Raw genomic sequence first — 19050 nt, 5'->3', positions numbered from 1 at the left:
ACTGATCAAATGCTCCGGAATCGGTGATCAAGTAATGCCGGAATCTCTGATCAAGTGTTTCCGGAATCTGCGATCAAATGCGGCCGGAATTGGTGATCATTTCGCTCCGGAATACACATTCAAAATCCGCTTTATCAATTGCGAACATTAACGGTGTATATCCAAATCTATCTTGAGCGTTTAGGATTTGATCCAGATAATTTGGCGTATTAAAAAACAATGGAGTACTTGTTGATAGCTTTTTTACATACTCCAGATAGTTTGCAATAGTGCTTAATTCCGCTTCTGAAACCAGGATATGAAGTAATCTTATATTGTTATAACTAAGATAATTAGCGCACTCGTTCCTTGTTGGATCATGAATGGCTTGCCAAGTGGCGTCTTTTATAAGAGTGTTCTTTATTACTTCGACTATTGCCGTATCAGCAAATATGGTTGAAGAAAAAGCAATATACTGATCTATATCCTTTCTTACGAGGGCGTTATACACCCATTCTGCAAGCATTCTCGTATCAGTGGTTCCATCGATTAAGTATTCCTTTCTTATGTCTTCGCTGTTGGAAAGAAACCATTGTTTAGTTGTTACTTCATAACTAATGCTAATGGAATGCGTTGTCGTTCCCATTAAAAACGAAATTGCAGGATTAGGTAATTGGTTTTCTGTTTTGGGTTTTGTTTCTAAAGCATTGTGAAGCCGTTCAAAGTAATCTAAAAATTCTGTTTTATTATATATACCAACCGATAATTTTTCGAGGCTACACTTTTTATACTCCTTGGGAGTGAACATTAAAGGATATACCAGCTCAGCTACTTGGCCAACAGGCTCTTTAGGAGCCCCTTCAAACAAAGTAGGGAACGACGCTGGATCATGATAAACCACAAGTTCTTGTGCAAATGAAATTAAATCCTCAAGGACCGGTAGATCATCTGTCACAAAAAAAGAAAGATGTTGGCTGTTGGTTTGCTTTTCAAGAATCCTTACAATTTCTCGAATAAGATCCTGCATGTGATCAGGAACGGTATCTAAAATACTTATAGATGATGTTTTGTCCTTTATCTTAAGTAATTCTCTGATGAGTTCAACCCGCCGGTAAAAATCTGTTCTACCCTTCTCTCCTTTGCGCATCGCATTCATGAATAAGCTGGAAAATCCATTACAGTGTCCAAAATCCGCCATTTCATCTGCTAAGTGAGTACCTGCAAACATATACTCTAAGAACTTTGTAAGTTCCCCATAAGTCAATGAGATATCTGTTGCTTCAGTTTGTACCATAGCAATTCTCTCAATTTGCACGCCCTAAATTAAACATCAATATTGTGATTCAAATTTAGCGAACTGCTCTTCCAATTTCCATTGAAGTTTCGCTTTTGGGTTAACATTTAGAAAGTTCTGGCACGCGGGCGTTGGCTGATCTGTTTCTGATTTAATTGGGGTACACTCCGCATTCATTGACTTGTATTGAGCATTTTGCCAAAGATTATCGCCGGGTAAAAAAGCAAAATACAGACTATTTCGTGCTAACTGTTTTAGAGTGAGATAAGAAAGCTTTTGCTCTTCAACAGCACGCTCGAATTGGCGAGTTAAAGGTTCACGGCTTATTCCCTCATCATCAGTTGATAAAGCCACAGGCACACCATGTTTTAAATATAAAGCCAAGGGATGCTCGTTCCCTTTAATGCCTAAAATATAATCGTTGCTGCTTAAATTGACTTCAACCATCACTTCTTTTTGTGCCATTTTATTTATTAATTCGGATGCATGGTGTTCATATTCAATATCAACACCATGTCCAATTCGTTCTGCAGAAGCAGTTTCTACCGCTTCATAAATATGAAATGTAAGTCCTTCTGGCGCTACTAATTCAGGATTAAGTTCACCAGCATGTAGCGAAATATGGACATTAGGATAGAGTTGATGCAAAAAAGCCACCATTTGCATATGTAATCGATAATCGCGCATTGATATTGTGCCATCTTCTGTTTGAACCAAATTAATGCCTACAATACGTGAATCTTGTGAAGCAGATTCAAATCCCGCGAGTAATTGTGCAAAAACCATCTCTGGAGGTTGTTCCCTACGAACTTGATACAAATAACGAACAGTGATTTGACAACCTGCTTGTTCGTTATTTGTGCCGCATTGTTGTAATGCATTCTTTTTAGCTTCGTCCTTGTCCAAATTATGGGAAATATGAGTCACTATTTGGTCAAAATTAGCACTTAATAATTGATTGCGCAGATTTTCTAAATTAGGATCCCACCCCTGTCGTTTTCCGAGCTCACTGGCTTCATTCCCATCTGGTGTAGTCATGATTTCTAAATAGAGTTCGTTTTGGACAGCCGCACGCTCAGTCATTTCAGCTAAAATTTCCCCTCCATGCATTTTGGTAATGAGGCTAAATTTTCCAAAAGCATTAAAAAAATGATCATGTCCTGATTCATTTTTCATTTTATCGAAATGGCACATCGACCATGCGTCAATCAAGGAATGGTATAACTTTTTATTAACTATGGCGGTCACTAAATAATCTTCTGTATTGCATGAAGGATTGATAGACACAGACAAATTGTTAGTATCAATACATAAATTATCCATCTCTGCATAATGAATTAGATTTTCAGCGAATGATGAGCCACTCGCGTGCATATGCAGATCCCCCCCTTTAGGCATATTAGTTAAAAATTTTTTTAATATACTGGGAGTTGTTTTAATGGAGTCAAAATAAGCTTGAGTATTTTCTTCAGGGCTTGCATACGCAATTTGAATTATTAATAAACAGCATAAACAAAAAATCTTATTCATATTAAGAGCAATCTGATTAAAATGCCACCTATTTTTACATGATAAAATCATTTGGTCAAATAAATTTGTTCGTAAAAAGAAACAGAAATAATACACTGGAGTAGCTCTACGGTCGCACTAGTTCACTTCACTAGAAGCAATATTCTGCAAAAAATCCTGGTTAAGTTTAATTTTTGTTAACTAATAATGAGAATCAGTTCCTTTCTGACCATTTAACACTTAGAACAATTTATAGCTTCAATCCTGAAATTTTTCTCCCGCAATTATTTTCTGTTGTTTTTGTTAAAACTGTATTTCGGAAAAATTCCCATCTCTTTCTCGCAGCCATTTTTTGTTGTTCAATCGCATTTAATTCTGCTGTGAATTGTTCCATATTAATAGTTGGCTGCGTTGCATCAACTTTTATAAATCTAAGATTCGCATTTTTTGCCAATCCACCATCTAAGTCATCTTTGTCGCCAACATAAGCAATGGGTTTATCTTTTACATCGTATTTTTTGCAAAATTCATGAAACATGGTTGCATTGGGTTTGGCTGGTAACTTATCAGCTTTATGGATATATCCATCGATATCAACCCCATAAAACTCCTTAATCTTGGGAACTTTACTCTCAAATGCTGAACCATCCGTGATAATACCTATTCTATATTTAGTTCTTAGGGCTAAGAAGTCTTCTTTAGACATTTTGGGTGAAAATGGTTCTGCATTTTTACGCTCTTGGTATAATTGGGTAATATCTTCACAAGAAATTTGAATTTCCCGATTATGTTGTTTTATGAAAGTTAAGAGCATTTCTTGATATTGATATTTCCCATTATCTTTCAGAGTATTACGTGTTGCTTTAATTGTTTCAATTGGTATTTCTTTGCCAGAATATGTTTTAATAATATCTTGAAATATAGTAAACGTATTATCGCTTAAATGATGTAACGTATCATCAAAGTCAAATAATAACCAAGGAAGATTCATCCTTTTGTTGGCGTGTTTTTGAATATCCTGTCCCTCTTCATCTGATAATACAATTTGTTTCTGATAGGGAATTGTGTACCTGCTTTTTTCTATTGCGTCCAATAATTCTCTCTCAAAATTTGCAAATTCTACTTTTGGCTTTTCAAATTCTTCCATTAAACTATTTTTTTGATTTTCAAAAAGCGAATGCTCGATCACTTCGGATGCATCATATTTTTTAATTAATTGTTCAAATCTTGATTTATATTCTTTATTGGTTGAATCGCACAGAATTGAGATTAATATCATGCCCTCAACATTAGTCAATGTATCAATACTTAATCCAACAATTTTTAGTATTTTATTTAATACAGGAAGATCTTCTGCCCCATTAGGTAACAAACTAATGAGAAACTCTTTAACATCTGGCTGGATATTGAAAAAAAGGGCATTTTTGTGTGCTGTTATAGATACTATGCCAAGCACATTGGCATCGTTATTCATCGCTTCAGAAGCGGCACAATATATCGCTGCGCCAGCTTGAATATGATCATCTACAATAATTACTTTTTCTTTTGGAATTATTTTCTCGTCAAAATTTCTCGCTTGGTAAAGCATTAATGGCTGTTGCGCAATTCGATGGATACCATAGGATTCAGCACGGGATGTGCGCTGTTTTAACGCGAACACTCTATCTAATTCTACGTTCCAATGCTCCTTATTTTGTGCAATTGTATTTTTCAATTCTGCAAGTAATAAAGCACTAAATTCCGTTGTTAATCGATTTTTACTCGCATTAGGCTCCGAAAGATCTCTTTCCATTGTAGCTAAATGAATAATTTCGCCCTCGCTAGGACTTGAATTTTTTATTATCTGATATAACTGCATTACCATTTTATGCAAATATGTATCTGTTTTATTCTCCTTCAATTTAACTTTTAATACACGTTCCAAATATTGATTTGCTTTTTCTTTCAGAATGAGAAAAAGCGCTTCATTTTGCATAATGGATACAGGCGACATTTGCTGTGGTTTTCCAAATATGGTAATGCTGTCGCTGGCAAGCTTAGTGACTCTGGTGGTAGCTTGTTTGTCATTATATACAAACATTTTGCCTTTTTTTATAAATAATTGCAGCCTGGAAAGAGTCTTTTCTTCTTCAGTCATACTAAAATGATTTTCTGGTTGAGAAAGCTCTTCGGCAGTAGCAGCAACGATAATTGGTATCTTAGCCTCTATGTCATTTAACTTGGCGCAGAGAATGCGTCTTTGATGAAAAACGTTTTCCTTTGGCATTTAAAATTCTTGATTTATCATATCCTTATAATAAGATTAATCTTATAACAATGCCATTACGCACTCAATAGTTCTCTATATATCTCTTAATAGATCAACTAATAAATTGATTGAATTAGCAAGCGCTATTTGCTCGTCTACAGTTAAAACCTGAAGGTTATCGTTTAGTCTATTATGCAGAAGATAAGGAGCAGCCGAAACAAACTCGTTCCCTTTTTCTGTAATATCAATATAAATAATACGACGATCCTGAATATCACGTGTTCGACTAACAAATTGTTTTTCTTCTAGACGGTCAATTACCCCTACAATAGTACTCATTGATAAATAAATTCTCTTTGAAAGAGCAGATATGGTCATTTTTCCATTTTCATAAATTTCATACAGACAGACTATTTGCGGCACAGTCAAGCCATAGCATTTGTTTAATCTTCTGGAATGATAATCCATCTGTTGCATAATTTTTCGCAAGGCAAGAATAATGCTTTTAGAACGCTGTTCTGACTGTTGCGCAGCTGTTATTTTGTCTTCAAGGGATTTTTTCTCGATATCACTCATGAATGATTCTTTACCTATTAACGGTTGCAACGAACTAACTTACCCATTACTATGGCAAGTACTTTGAGTACAAATAATATCAACAGATATAAATATTTAAGGGCATTAACTATTGTATCCAAGTATTCAATTTAACTATAGAAGTATCCTCAAAAATAATATTGAAATTTATTTTCAATACGCAAATCACTTTAGTAATTCTCAAGTTTCGTCAACAAAGGGAGGATTATCGAATGGATAATCAAATTAACAAACTCTTAAAATCAACCAGTAATGCATCGCAATTGCCCTGTGCTCCTACAGAGGAAGAAATTTATTTTAATAGTAATGGAGTATTAACATTAGGAGTCGAAATTGAGCTCCAGCTCATTGACTCTAAAAATTATAATTTATGCTCAAGAGCAACTGATGTACTTAGTGCTACAGCCCATCTCGAAAAAATTAAGCAAGAGTTTTATTTAAGTACTATAGAAGTGACTACAGATAAATGCATCACTACCCAGGAAGTTGAAGATGATCTTTATAAAACACTCTCTTCTTTACAATTAGCAACAAAGGATTTAGGGATTTTATTTTCCACAACCGGTTCTCACCCTTTCTCTAAATACTCCGATTGGGTCGTCTCGCCTACGACTCGTTATCAAGAACTAATTGATCGTAATCAATGGCTTACCCGACGTATGAGCGTATATGGCTTACATGTTCACATTGGCATGTCCAGTGGTGAAGACTGCATTCGCTTTAATAATTTTTTTATGTATTTTTTGCCTCATTTATTAGCCCTGTCTTCAAGCTCTCCGTTCTGGCAAGGAATAGATACAGGCCTTGCCTCTTATAGGCCAACTACCTATGAAGCGTTACCAACTGCAGGACAACCCTATCATGTCCGAACTTGGCAAGATTTTGAAAATCTATATAAGTCATTAAAATTATGCGGTTCAATCAAATCACTTAAAGACTTATGGTGGGATTTAAGGCCAAGTCCTGGTTTTGGAACATTAGAAATTCGTGTTTGTGATGGAGCCGCCACTCTAGCAGAGACACTTGCATTAGTTGCCTTGATTCATACACTTGCCCATTGGTTTGCTGATAATGGAAGTTGGCTTGAATCAGTCGCCTACCCTCCTTATTGGCTTTCTCGTGAAAATAAATGGAGAGCCATTCGTTACGGTTTGGATGCTGAACTAGTAATAAATACTGAAGGTAAAACCAAATTGATGCGCGAAGACATCCATGAATGGTTTGAAAAATTAAATCCATATATCAAAAAATTGGACTATCAAACTTATTTTTCTACTCTTAACATGATTATGGATTCAGGGACAAGTTCTGAGCGACAACGTAAAGTATTTGCTCACAATCATTGTCTTAAAGATATTGTGAAACATAACGTCAGTGAATTTTTACTCCAAACCCCTCTATACAGACGCGAATCTGCCATTACAGCCCTTTGATGGGAACCACTATTTAATAATACTGGAGGAAGACCATAATGAAACAAGTAATTTATACATCAAAAAAATTGGGTAATGTAACGATTAAAAGCGAATTGAATCATTACTCAGTTTATTCGAACAGGTTGGAGGCCAGATCCCTTAATCAAGATGAAGAGAGTTTTTTAATTGATAAATATACTCTTCTTTTAGAGAAACCTGAAAATATAAAGATGTTTGGTGAAGGTAAAACCTGGAAACCTTCTGCTGTAAAAGAGTTCATCAAAGACGAAATTAAACGCTGGAATTTCGGTAACAAGTTCTCAGTGCTTTCAATCTACCATTCAACTACTCAAGAGTTTATTGGTTATCTCTGCGTAAACCATTCTTTAGATGATTTCGCCAATGTAGGAGTCGGCCATAAAAATGTCGGTGAAATTGCTTATATTATTGATCAAGCTTTTTGGGGAAAAGGTTATGGAACTGAAATCGCAATCCTGGGGAAAAAGTTTATTAAACACATTATTTCTGAAAGCGAGAATGAAACCCTAGAGCACAACATTAAAGAAATCGTTGCTACAGTTCATCCTTCAAATGAAGGTTCAAAAAGAATCTTACAGAAAACACTGAAACATCAGGAGCAGGAAGAATTTACCAAGTTCGGCGGTCAACCCCGTCTATTATTTTTTAAACCCTTAAAACCCTATATTCCCCAAGTAGATGAATCTAATGTTTTAGCTGCAAAATTGGTAAATTCTAATATCTAAAGAGCTCTTTATTTCCAATAGTAAACAAGTTCGGGCTACAAATAGCCCGACAAATCTTTTTCGCCCTAATATCCATCTGCGGAATTATTTGCGCAAGCCCAGACTAAGTGTATTTTTCCCAAACGAATACTTCTATGAATCTGATAACCATCATTACAGTGATTGATTTAAGCGAGGAAAAATGCCATGAAAATCAAAAATTATAGCATTTGCTATAATGAAAATAATATTGTTAATAGGCAACACCATAACTAAGCATGAAATTAAATAGCGAAGAAGAAAAACTTGCTGCTGTCATGTTTCAACTTCTTGATAAATTATTGAGCCCCAACCTGGTCTGCAATGAAAGCGGAGTAATATTATTTGCAAACAAATCATATAAAGAATTAGTAGCTGATAAGCCAGAGGATAAGCCTTTTTGGAAAGTATATCCATTACAAAGTACCGTACCAGACTATTTTAAAAAAGCTGTTGACCAAAGAGTTGAAACTCGCTCAGAAATAACAGTTAAAGAGAGAACTTTCATTGTTCGCGTTATTCCAGTAAGCAATATCCTGGCTAATGAATTAATTTACATGGTATATTTTGAAGATATCTCATCACAAATTGATCTTAATAAACAATTAAAAATCGATAAGACATCATTACAACAATCCTTTTTAGATACAATTTTAGCTTTTTCTGACTTTGTAGAGTCTAGAGACTCTTATACTGCTGGACATCAAAAACGTGTGGCATTGCTTTCACTGAACATTGCTACCAAAGCAAATATTACTAATCCACATTGTTTAAGCGCAATATATTATGGGGCTCTCATACATGATATTGGGAAGATCGCGATTCCAATGGAATATTTAGTTACACCAAGACGATTGACTATGAATGAATACGAAATAATGAAAACACATGTGGCAGTTGGTAATAAAATAATTGAGCGTATGGATTTTCCTTGGGATATTAAATCTGTAGTGTTCCAACATCATGAACGCATGGATGGGTCTGGCTATCCTAATGGGTTAAAAGGTGATGAAATCACTATACCAGCACGTATCGTGGCTATTGCTGATGTATATGAAGCAATGTCAACGAATAGGCCTTATCGAAATATGATGTCACAAGAAACCATATTAAAGTATCTAGAAGAAAGCAAAGAAACACTGTTTGATGCCAATTACGTTGAGTGTTTGTTCCAATGTCTTACTGAACTAAAAGATGTTTATGAAATGAATCCCAATTTTAGACCTTTTGATCTTTTTATTAGCTAATTTTGTTTTTCGTATGAGATTATTTGTCTACTGCTAAACAGGATGAAAGAGCAAGTATAAAAATAAAAGAAACCTTGCAAATTAGACTGCGACACAACCGGTATTATTCCTATTAGAAAATACTCCCTAGTTTCTCTTTGGAGCTATGCAAAATTATAGCAGCATAGCTCCTTGAGAATAGAGTTCAAGATTATTTGAATTGAAATCCAGATTGTTCTAACTGATCTAATTTCTCTTCCATATCTTCACCCAACAATGCTTTAGTTGCAGGTGTATTCAGTTGGGGAGTCTTAAGAACATTGAACATTGAATACTGCAATAAAGAAGGTACATTGTCGGTTAGACCATAATCTCTTAAACAATCCGTTCGTTCTTGCAATTTTTTTGATTTAAAAGCGGCAACAACATCAGATTGCGGCGTATCCCTCTTATTCCATAATCCGGTATCAAAATCTAAATAGGTTTCTTCTCCTTCTGAAAGATGAATTATAATGTTACGATTTAGATAAGGTAATACAGCTTTATTGGTTACAAATGTACCTTGCAAATTCAGTTCGGTTAAATTTGATTCCGAGCCTAACAGAATAGGTAAACATTCATCTCCTAAATCAGATCCACTGACATCAAGGCTGGTTAGAGAGGTAGCCCCCGCAAGCTCCTCTAATCTACTAGAATTGATGCCCTCAGTTTTCAAACACTTAACTTCAGGATGTGTTTTTAAATAGGAAATGACATCCCCTAAAAAGTCTCCTTGATAGTCTTCTGTAAAGCGTATATATCTCAGATCCAGTGTCTTTGTTTCTGCATCATATAGTTCAGGAGCATCAAAACTTATTGTATTAGGATTAATTTCTAAGTAGGAACTATCATCAAGTACATAGTAATCTTCCTGTTCATTATATCGATGCCAAATTCGATTATTAATACCTTCAAATTTATCTCTCATGGGATACCTCTTATTTAAGTTATTGTAAGAAACAATTCCAATGGAATAGTTCTCCTTAAAATGAGATAAAGTAAGGTTTCGAAAAGATAGAAAAGTGTTTCATTTATTATCGTGTTATCTCTTTGAATAAAAGATTACAAGCAAAATTTTTGCTTGTTTCCCTACTTTTATCTCAAAGACTAACCCGTTTAATACTTAAAACTAGAATTACTTCAGTTCTCAATCTATCCTAGTAGAGAAGATAAGTCTTTCTTTTAGCCAATCCTCAGAGTTTGAATAAAACGAAGATTTAGCCAAATAGATTTCATTGGACGCATTGTATTTAAAAACCGCATCATTGTCAACAAAAACCCTATTTAATTTATTTTAAATCATTTAGCGCTTTTATTATACATTTATTAAGGGGTTCCTAGGTCTACAATGAGACCGGGATCCTATTATTTGCAAACAAATTACCTAAAGAATTAGAACTTGGATTTATAATCATAATAAACCAAAATTTTTAATTCAAAATTTAAGCCCCGCCCTTTTTGTCAAGAATTAATTCAATCGACACCCAATCGATGAATAATCCTCTATATCTTATGATTAGTGGTTACTGACTGGAGTTTGGGCTCATTATTGAGTTCGTTAAGATAATGCTTTAGTTTAAAAATCCAATCAATCACCGAGACCGGTGTTTCAATAAATCGGGTTTCAAAAAAATGTTTCGAAAAATCGGGTAAATTTTTAATGGCATCGCGAGTTTTTGTAGAAAGTCCTGCCATGACACAATCTTTCACGCCGCGCGCGCAATTTTTATCGAATAAATCATATTTAAATTTTGGATCATGCATTATTTGTTGCATCTTTTTTAAGATAGCTATTTCATCAAGAAAATAGGGTTGACCACTTTCGAATGTTGGGAGCGATACCGTATAATCCGGATTTAACCCTTCAGTAACTTCCCTATTTTCGATTTCAAGTTCAATATCATTTCTTTCTTTATTTAAGTCATCCAATTCCTTTTTTACACTTTCATACTGACTTATAAGTTCATTTACTCTCAGCTCCTCTTTCTCAATATTATGAAGCTTGTTCATTTTGTCAGAGATTTGTTCTTGCAAGAGCAACAACTGTTTTGCATCTTCATTCTGAGGAAATTGTTGGAGATAAAGCAAAAGATAACTTCTAATCTTATTACTATCTGGGGCGTTTTCATAAAAAGTATTGATTTTATTAAACTCAGAAGTTAATTGGCGATACCCTTCAATATACGCATAAATTTTTGGAATGTCGGCATTTAATAATGCGTTGTGAAACTCTAATTTTAATATTTTAAGTTCTTTCTCCAATTTTTCTTTGTGCTGCATCGCAACAAGAGCTCCATCAATATTTTTAAGTCCTTTCTGTGCCAGGAGATTAAACACATCAGCTGTAGTTCGCTGTTCTAATCTTTTTTTCTCAATCCGGGCTTCCAATTTTTTTTCCAAGGCTGTTTTTGGAAAACGTCCCTTTTTTTCAAGCTCCAACCGAATTTCTTTTCTTTGTTTATCAAGCTCACCTATCTTTTTTTCCAAAACTTCTTTTTTTTGTGATAGTTCAGAGAGTTGAAATTCGCTGCCTCGGTGATGTTCGATAACGCGTGCGTGTGTTGAAGACTTCTCAGGCGTAGGATCTGACCATTCCTCACGCATATCCATTTGTAGCTTCTCACTAAAAATTGGTTTAATTTTACCACCTATTCGGAAGAGGCTCTGAATAGCGCGAAATCTGTTAACACCTTCGTCTCCAGGCCAGAGGCTGAGGAATGCACTGAGACCATTTAGTTTTCTTCCCCGCTTATAAAAACCAATACCATTTTGCTCACCAGTTTTAACTGTTTCATAAATTGGCATAGCTTTTTGAAATTTAAGTTTTTCAAATTGCTTATCGACCGCATTCAAATCATGCGTATTTTCATAGAGAGTTACCGCCAAACTCATATGTCCGACATTGCCACCTTGAGCTACTGCTTTCGCAATGCCTTTTAAAGACCCGTGAATTTCTTTTTTGTCATTATTTCGTGGATTCCACGCATAAAATTCAAGCATTTTGTCTCAGCACTAATAAATTAATCCATTGATAATTATATCTGCATATTATTAACGCATTATTAAATTTAGCCATATAGAGAAAACAACGCTCATGCTGGACAAAAAAAGAATACAAATATGAAAGAGCAGAAATTTATATGAAATATATCAATGAGTTGAGCAGGATTTTAAACCAGCGATTAAATTGGCAGAAGTCACGAATAGGCTGTTTTGCGCAAATGTTGTTAGCATTATTTGTGGTGCGAGGTGTTAATTTAAGTGAAATTGCAATGGCTATAAATGGTGATAAGGCGAGACTTGAATCACGCTATAAATTGTCAACAGAACCTAATTATAAAATTAAAATTAAATTGTTTGCAAAGCTAACAAATGGGATTTTATTTGCCCAAAGAGACTGTCTTCTAAAAAATCCAACACAAAGAAACAAATGAAATCATTTTTTTGATTTCCCAATGGCGAAATTACGTATATTTTGGCGCTTTATGTCATTGACAAAATCCGCAAAATTAGTGTAGTTTTCAATACTTTTTCAAGAGAAAAGAAATGCCTTACGCAATCGGACGGCCTGTTCGTGATCTAAAAGGGAGCTGGTTATTTGGAGTAAAAGCCAGAAAGTTAACCAAAGAAGAGCTCCAAAAAAACCTATTTTTACAAGACAGCATAAAAATTTTCGATGACCTGGAAGCTGCTCAATTTTACGCCAGTAGATTTCGCAAAAAGTATCGCTTTCCAAAAAATACTTTAGATAAGAGCACCGTTACTCCAGTTTTTACGGTTGAGGTTAATAATAATATTTCTCTGTACATTAAAAATAAAGAGCTTATTGAAACAGAGGATAATATCATTCCTCTTGAATATTTTGATTGCCCAAAAGAGGTCATATCAAAAATAATAAGAGTAGACTTTTTTGACTCAAAGATTACTTCTATGGAATGGGAAAGCGAATACGCCTCCAACTGTATTCTTATTTAAGAAGAAAAATGTAAGTGTTTTCATTTGCCCAAAGCAAGCATACTCTGCTTGCTTTCAACGCGGGCTCATTTATCATACCGAATTATTAGTATTAAATGTGTATTATCCCGTTTTTGATTAAAACTAGAATTACATCAGTTCTCAATCTATATTTTTCCTAAACAAGATTAATGGGGTCAAGGCCTACCCCTCTAGGTTGTGCAATTAACATTGCCTTAATATCGATTAAATGGAGGCAGCATAAGCAGCTATAAGATGGTATTATCTTATTATTTAAATCCATCTCCCTGCCAAAATTATCAGAATTATAAGTGGGTATAGAGACATTCTTGATTTAGGATATGAGGTTATACAGCAAAATTTGTTGGTATATACTCATATAAAAAATATATAATCAATAAAGGCCATGATAAAAAAATGATTGCCCATTGACGATTTTTGTGAGAAAAATTTTTGTTTGTCGTGATCTATTAATTATGTATATTTAAAATTAAGTTTGTTATAAAGGTCATCTCGATAACACTTTATATGTAAAATATTTGTTGCGGAAGTAGAAGATAGCTTTATGAATTATTATTCGATTTTTTTGACCATTAACCGACTCATTATAGGCGTACTCCCAATGCTACTGGTTGCTTGTACGCATCAGCAATCTAATGGTCCGGATCACTATGTGATCAAAGGGAAAACATATCATGTAATGAAATCTGCCAAAAATTACAAAGCCAAAGGATTCGCTTCCTGGTATGGCTCACACGCTCGGAATCAAAAAACGTCGACCGGCGCGCGCTACAACATGTATGCAATGACAGCAGCTCATCCAACACTCCCACTTGCTACACGAGTACGGGTCAAAAACCTGAATAATGGCCGGTCGGTTGTGGTTCGGATTAATGATCGAGGTCCTTTTTTATCGAACAGGCTAATTGATTTATCCTTTGCTGCCGCTAAAAAACTCGGTATAAAAGGCATTGCTCCTGTTGAAATTGAAGTAGTTTGAAATTGCTCAGAAATATGACTTGCTCAAGCTTAATAACCTGATTTATTTGAGCACAAATGAATCAGTCAAAGAAATCCAACCGTAACGAAGTTAGCAGCCATTCTATAGCCGCTCAATCTTTTACTTCATCACAAATCAATCCAGATAAATAGGCTCTACCCAAAAAGGATGAATTGGGTCAGGCCTTTAAATTATCAATTAAAAGTTGCTGAACCTATTGACGATCAGGATAAATGCTCTAAAACAGTGCAAAAATAATAATCATAATTCAAGGACCACAAAGGGCTGTTCAAGTATTAAAAATGACATAATGTTTATGGGCCACTTTAGAGGAACCTAGTTTTAGAGGAGAAAGAGAAACAAAAAAGAAAAAATAATAGATTATAATTTAAGAAAGGATGGAGGTGTTTGCTAGTTACTTTTAGCCGATTTAGGTGGTCCCATTAACTGTTGATCGACAGCCCCTTAAGCAGGCAGAATGACAAGAGCCCAATTTTAAAGGACAGCGCAATGTCAGAAGAATTAAAAACCTATAGCCAAGCTGCACAACAATTAGGTGCAGCTGTAAATGCTAATTGTACTGACTCGTATGAGGCACAAGTAATCAAAAAAAAAGTATTAGAAAGTTACAATAGCTGGGCACATTCTATTTACGATAGATCTTTTTTAAATTGGGGCTTGTGGAATAAAAAAATAGCTCGAGAATATGAAAAACTACAATTCAATTTTTCTGCTTTATGCCCTTACCAAGATATATATTCACAGTTACTTCTCTATTATCTCATCCGACCGTTAATTAAACTAAAATATTTTAATAAACGATTATTAGAAATTGGGTGTGGTAATGGTATTGGTTTAAAAATGAACTCTGCTTTGTTAAGAACAGAATATGCGTTAGGTATTGATTTAGTTCATAAACTAGTTAGGAATGCAGAAAATAATTTTTACAGTAAAGGCCTAGTCAGTTATTTACAAGCAGATGCAGAAGCCTTGCCCCTAGGTGATGCTAGTTTTGATATTATCACTAATGTTGAAAGCTCACATCTTTATCCCCGATTAGAGTACTTTTTTTCAGAGGTAGGCCGGGTCTTAGCTCCAGGGGGTTATTTTTGTTATGCCGATATTCATACGGATGCAAAACAACAAGCGCAAAGATTAGAGAGGTTTGTTGCATCTAGAAAGGACTTACAGATTATTCAGAAAAAAAATATTACTAGACTAGTCCAAGCTTCAATATACCGACGTATTATCGTTGCTGAAAAAAAATTTTACCAAATGGCAATTTCTCTGTTTGGTTCCGATCCTGAGGTACTTAATAAAGAATTAGCATCTTTAGCTCAAGCAATGGGAATTAGTTTTTTGCCGTGGTGGAAAATTTGGGTAAAAACAGAAGAATTACGCCCGATTGCAAAAGCTGCCCGCAATAATCAGTATTGGGGCGGCAAAAAATTATTTTTTTATTACTTAATTCAAAAGGTGTAAGATGTATCTAAAGAAAATTAAAACTCTTACATACAATTATGGTGAGGAAAAAGAGTTACAAGATATCCTTTTTAAAGCAACGGAACCACTTTTAATTCATATTAAGGGATTCCCAAATACATTTACTTTAGATTATTTTATAGAAAAATATCATGGCGTTGCCAATTATTCTGTTTTCGATAATTATCGTTATGTAGGAGAGAAAAGCGGTGATTTAAAAGAAACTTTTGAAGAGATAAAAAACAATAAACCATTCCGAATTTTTGGTTTATTCTTTACAAGAGAAAATTCTTCTATAATCGAAAAATACGTACCACTATGGCAAACCATACCTTTTAATCCACGATTTTACAATCCAATGTTAAAAGTGGCTTATTTTTTTGGTGGGCGTGGCTCAGCTACTGAAATTCACTTCGATAGAGAGCACTGTTGTAATTTACATTTGTGCATGAGTGGAAAAAAACAAGTTTTATTATTTACTGAAGACGAAAATGACTCTATCTATAAAGTTCCTTATATAGGCAACAGTTTAATAGATTTTGGCCAACCCCTAGATCAATTACATAAAAAATTTCCTCGTCTAAAAAAAGCCACAGGCTATAACGTAATTCTTAATCCAGGTGATATGATATTTATGCCTAGAAACTGTTGGCACTATACTCGATATTTAGAAGGCTCCACTTCAGCAACCTACGTCTTTTACACTAGTAAATTTTGGCAATTTTATGGATATTTTACAGGATATTTCTTTCTAGGTTATGAACGGCATACGGCAACACTTAAAATAAGTGAATGGAGCTTATTTAAAAAATTTAGTTTGATTTATGCAATGTCGGATGGATGGAAAAAATTCGGACTAAAGGCTGTTGAGAATATATCCTATATCTTTTTGTTACCTTTAATAAGTATAGGAGCTATTGCTACCCATAAAATTAGATTGTTTCGAAAATTTATCAAACATTGAAGAGCGCTTCGTCGCTGCATCATCAACACTTAATGAAAGAAGCCGCGGTTTTTGTTCGTTCAGAGTTATAAATCAATTAAAAAAGTATAATTACTCTGTTTTGTTAAGTGCTCACTTCTTTCTATTATCATTTCGGCATACTTATTGAGCGGCACCAATCTGCCCCCCTATATTATTCCCATTCCATTTTAGATTACATTACGTACCTGTTTATTTTCAATTCTAATTTTGGCGGCTTCAATCAGCTCCTCCAAGGCAGCTAAGGAGCTTGTTTTAATCTCGAACAGATCATCAAACCCAGCCCATTGACGCATAAATTCTCTTTGAGCCGTTCTTAATACTTGATATTCGTCGCTAGAAGCAATTTTTTCTTTAAAACTACCCAGTTCATCTAAGGTTTCAATCTTATCTAAGGCAATTTTATAGTTTAAAAGTATGGCTGTTTTTAAGGCATCTCCTTTCATCCCTTGATATTCTTTCCCTAAATTAGAAAAAGATTCAGCCTTAACCTTGTATTCATGCTCTCTACCCTTTGCAAAGGTGGAGTATGAATAGTTCAGCGATTGTATTTGTTTTGCTACTGGTTCCTGGTGAAAGATAGCATTCCATTTAAGGCCAAATTCTTTTATTCCAATCCTTTTTTGGGGATTGGGCTCGGTTGCTTGCTCTATCAAATCTTTTAACATTGTTCCCTGTGTATAGGAGAAAATGGGGTTATTGAAATCTAATTCTTGCTTTGTCCAGAATATTTCTCCCTCCGATTTAGCATTTACTGGTAACACGAGATACTCATATAATGCTAATCCCAGTTGGTAACTCATTAATTTATCAGCGTCAATCAAGTCACCAGCCTTGGCAGCAACTAAATCTGGAGGGTCGTAACAGGGAGATGTGAGCAACTTATCCGTTGCAATTTGCTTTGATTTTCCTAAAGCGATAAAACTTTTATGATCAGAAATAACTAACTTTCTATCCTTACTCATTAAAAAATTTGTAAGCTTAATGTCAGAATAAATAACACCATAGTCAAGGCAAGTGCTAGAAAATTTCACAAGCTGTCCTATATCATGAAAGCAAGAGTCAATTATGCTTTTAGGATCATTCAGGCCTTCCTTTTCTCTTAAAGTACGAAAATTGCCTAAGTCGGCATAGGCAGAGATTGCTATATCATAAGGATATATTTGAAAATTAGTATAATCTTCAATTAAAAACTCATTTAGAGGTGTTTTCCTTATTTTTTGTACTAAAGGTTTATTGCCCCATGGCCGCTCAATCCTGATACAGATTGTTTCATCTTTATCGTGGCGTTCTAATTTCCAAGTAGTGTTATTTGCACTACCAAGCAAAGCTAACTCATAGAATGACAAAGCCGGCAAAAGGGCTGCCAATTCTTTTTGAATTGCAGAGTAATAAGCACCTTTAAATAACGTTAGGAGTTCTTTTGCGTTTTCATTTGGAATTGTCAATACCTCAGTGGATATTTCTTGTGCAGTATTGGCATGCTCAGCGTAACGGCCTCCAATATGAGGATTTTTTTTGATAAATTTACTCATTTTGCGGTTTATCTGGACTAACAATATTCGGGAGTTGTCTAACTCTTTTTTATTCAACTCAGAGGAGTTGATGGCATCTAATAGAGCAGAGCCAACGTCCATTAATAAATAAAAACAATCAGTAGAGTAAATATTGGATGATTCTTCTAATCGTTTCAGGCTGTTATCGACCGCATTTAAACTTGGATGGCGTCTTTTTGCTTGAAAATACTCTCCAAAGAAGCTTGGAGAAGTATTATTTCGCCATTCACGTGCTGTTAATTTTTTGCTTGAAATATTACTAGTTAAATCGAGAAGTTGTTTTTCAAGCGCAAGACCTCGTTGCGCTGTTAAGCCAAATCGCCCAAGCTCAGAAGAAATCTCATTCCAAGATTTAATGGGCATTAAATCTTCATTTTCATCTGGTTCATAATCCACTTTTTGCTTTAGTTTAACTACTAAATCTTGAATTTCTAAAAGCAATAGTTTTTGTAATGACTCACCTATTCCAGGGCCTTGCAAACGATTATAGTATGCAATTTTCTCATTTAGAAAATGTAATGTAGGGTGATTATTAGGATTATTTATGGGTGTTAACATGTTTACACTATTAAAAATAACTCATGTGCAATTTTAAACCCATAAGATTAAAATAATATCAAGAATGTTTTTTTTACACACTCTGAATTACCTCAAATTACCTATTGCCGAATTTAAGGGGTGAAAATGGGGGCATTAAGCATGGATTTGTATTTAAAACATCACCGTAGGTGTTTTCAATGAGGCAATAGGACGCTAAAGAGGCGGATACTGGATGAATTTTGCGAGACGTATGGTTATCATCGCAAATCAGCTACGCGGCTATTAAAAATCAGTTAATCATAGCGGATTGCGTATTCCGGAGGACTTGATCACTAATTCCGTTAGTCATTTGATCACCGATTCCGGAGTATTTGATCACTTCAACGCCTCACGCAGTGGATTATCTTTTAAAGGGGTTTAGTCTGT

At 34.7% G+C, this 19050-nt stretch carries 15 protein-coding genes; 8 read left to right on the top strand and 7 right to left on the bottom strand.

The genetic code is table 11. From position 1 onward, the window contains the following. Positions 1–73 precede the first annotated feature (73 nt). The 4 genes from ELY20_RS16305 to ELY20_RS16290 form a co-directional block, all read right to left on the bottom strand. Positions 74–1273 (bottom strand): hypothetical protein, encoded by a 1200-nt coding sequence (locus tag ELY20_RS16305; RefSeq protein WP_110144157.1) that lies wholly within the window; start codon positions 1271–1273, stop codon positions 74–76. 36 nt (positions 1274–1309) lie between these two features. Next, positions 1310–2803: an adenosine deaminase family protein gene (locus ELY20_RS16300; protein WP_110144156.1), complete on the bottom strand. Its 1494-nt coding sequence runs from the start codon at positions 2801–2803 to the stop codon at positions 1310–1312. Between the two features lie 229 nt (positions 2804–3032). After that, positions 3033–5048: an HAD family hydrolase gene (locus tag ELY20_RS16295; RefSeq protein WP_110144155.1), complete on the bottom strand. Its 2016-nt coding sequence runs from the start codon at positions 5046–5048 to the stop codon at positions 3033–3035. 75 nt (positions 5049–5123) lie between these two features. Then, positions 5124–5606 (bottom strand): MarR family winged helix-turn-helix transcriptional regulator, encoded by a 483-nt coding sequence (locus ELY20_RS16290; RefSeq protein WP_110144154.1) that lies wholly within the window; start codon positions 5604–5606, stop codon positions 5124–5126. A 233-nt stretch (positions 5607–5839) separates the two neighbouring features. Here ELY20_RS16290 and ELY20_RS16285 point away from each other — a divergent pair, with 233 nt between their 5' ends. The 3 genes from ELY20_RS16285 to ELY20_RS16275 all read left to right on the top strand — a co-directional run bounded on the left by ELY20_RS16285 (position 5840) and on the right by ELY20_RS16275 (position 9071). After that, positions 5840–7060 carry a carboxylate-amine ligase gene (locus ELY20_RS16285; protein WP_110144153.1) on the top strand — a complete coding sequence of 407 codons (1221 nt, stop codon included), beginning with the start codon at positions 5840–5842 and terminating at the stop codon, positions 7058–7060. 38 nt (positions 7061–7098) lie between these two features. Next, the gene (locus ELY20_RS16280; protein WP_110144152.1) at positions 7099–7806 is read left to right on the top strand and encodes a GNAT family N-acetyltransferase; all 708 of its coding nucleotides are present in this window, start codon (positions 7099–7101) and stop codon (positions 7804–7806) included. Positions 7807–8063: 257 nt separating this feature from the next. Next, on the top strand, positions 8064–9071 hold the full coding sequence (locus tag ELY20_RS16275; protein WP_110144151.1) for an HD domain-containing phosphohydrolase: 1008 nt from the start codon (positions 8064–8066) through the stop codon (positions 9069–9071). Between the two features lie 190 nt (positions 9072–9261). On the opposite strand, the gene ELY20_RS16270 is transcribed toward ELY20_RS16275, so the two are convergent. After that, positions 9262–10017: a hypothetical protein gene (locus tag ELY20_RS16270; RefSeq protein WP_110144150.1), complete on the bottom strand. Its 756-nt coding sequence runs from the start codon at positions 10015–10017 to the stop codon at positions 9262–9264. 575 nt (positions 10018–10592) lie between these two features. Next, on the bottom strand, positions 10593–12089 hold the full coding sequence (locus ELY20_RS16265) for a coiled-coil domain-containing protein (protein ID WP_110144149.1): 1497 nt from the start codon (positions 12087–12089) through the stop codon (positions 10593–10595). A gap of 140 nt (positions 12090–12229) precedes the next feature. Between ELY20_RS16265 and ELY20_RS17070 the strand changes: the two genes are divergently transcribed. The 5 genes from ELY20_RS17070 to ELY20_RS16240 all read left to right on the top strand — a co-directional run bounded on the left by ELY20_RS17070 (position 12230) and on the right by ELY20_RS16240 (position 16510). Further along, entirely contained in the window at positions 12230–12523 is a 294-nt protein-coding gene (locus ELY20_RS17070) for a hypothetical protein (protein ID WP_233590637.1), read from the top strand. Between the two features lie 112 nt (positions 12524–12635). Beyond that, the gene (locus ELY20_RS16255) at positions 12636–13064 is read left to right on the top strand and encodes a hypothetical protein (RefSeq protein WP_110144148.1); all 429 of its coding nucleotides are present in this window, start codon (positions 12636–12638) and stop codon (positions 13062–13064) included. A gap of 565 nt (positions 13065–13629) precedes the next feature. Next, positions 13630–14064, top strand: a complete 435-nt coding sequence (locus tag ELY20_RS16250) for a septal ring lytic transglycosylase RlpA family protein (protein WP_110144147.1) — start codon at positions 13630–13632, stop codon at positions 14062–14064. A 510-nt stretch (positions 14065–14574) separates the two neighbouring features. Next, a complete protein-coding gene (locus tag ELY20_RS16245; RefSeq protein ID WP_110144146.1) occupies positions 14575–15546 on the top strand; it encodes a class I SAM-dependent methyltransferase in 972 nt (323 codons plus the stop codon). 1 nt (position 15547) lies between these two features. Continuing rightward, on the top strand, positions 15548–16510 hold the full coding sequence (locus ELY20_RS16240) for a cupin-like domain-containing protein (RefSeq protein ID WP_110144145.1): 963 nt from the start codon (positions 15548–15550) through the stop codon (positions 16508–16510). Between the two features lie 188 nt (positions 16511–16698). Here ELY20_RS16240 and ELY20_RS16235 read toward each other — a convergent pair whose 3' ends face one another. Continuing rightward, positions 16699–18525: a hypothetical protein gene (locus tag ELY20_RS16235; RefSeq protein ID WP_158618901.1), complete on the bottom strand. Its 1827-nt coding sequence runs from the start codon at positions 18523–18525 to the stop codon at positions 16699–16701. Positions 18526–19050 lie beyond the last annotated feature (525 nt).

It is taken from the genome of Legionella qingyii, assembly GCF_003990155.1.
Lineage (GTDB): Bacteria > Pseudomonadota > Gammaproteobacteria > Legionellales > Legionellaceae > Legionella > Legionella qingyii.
This window is presented reverse-complemented; position numbering and strand designations above follow the sequence as displayed.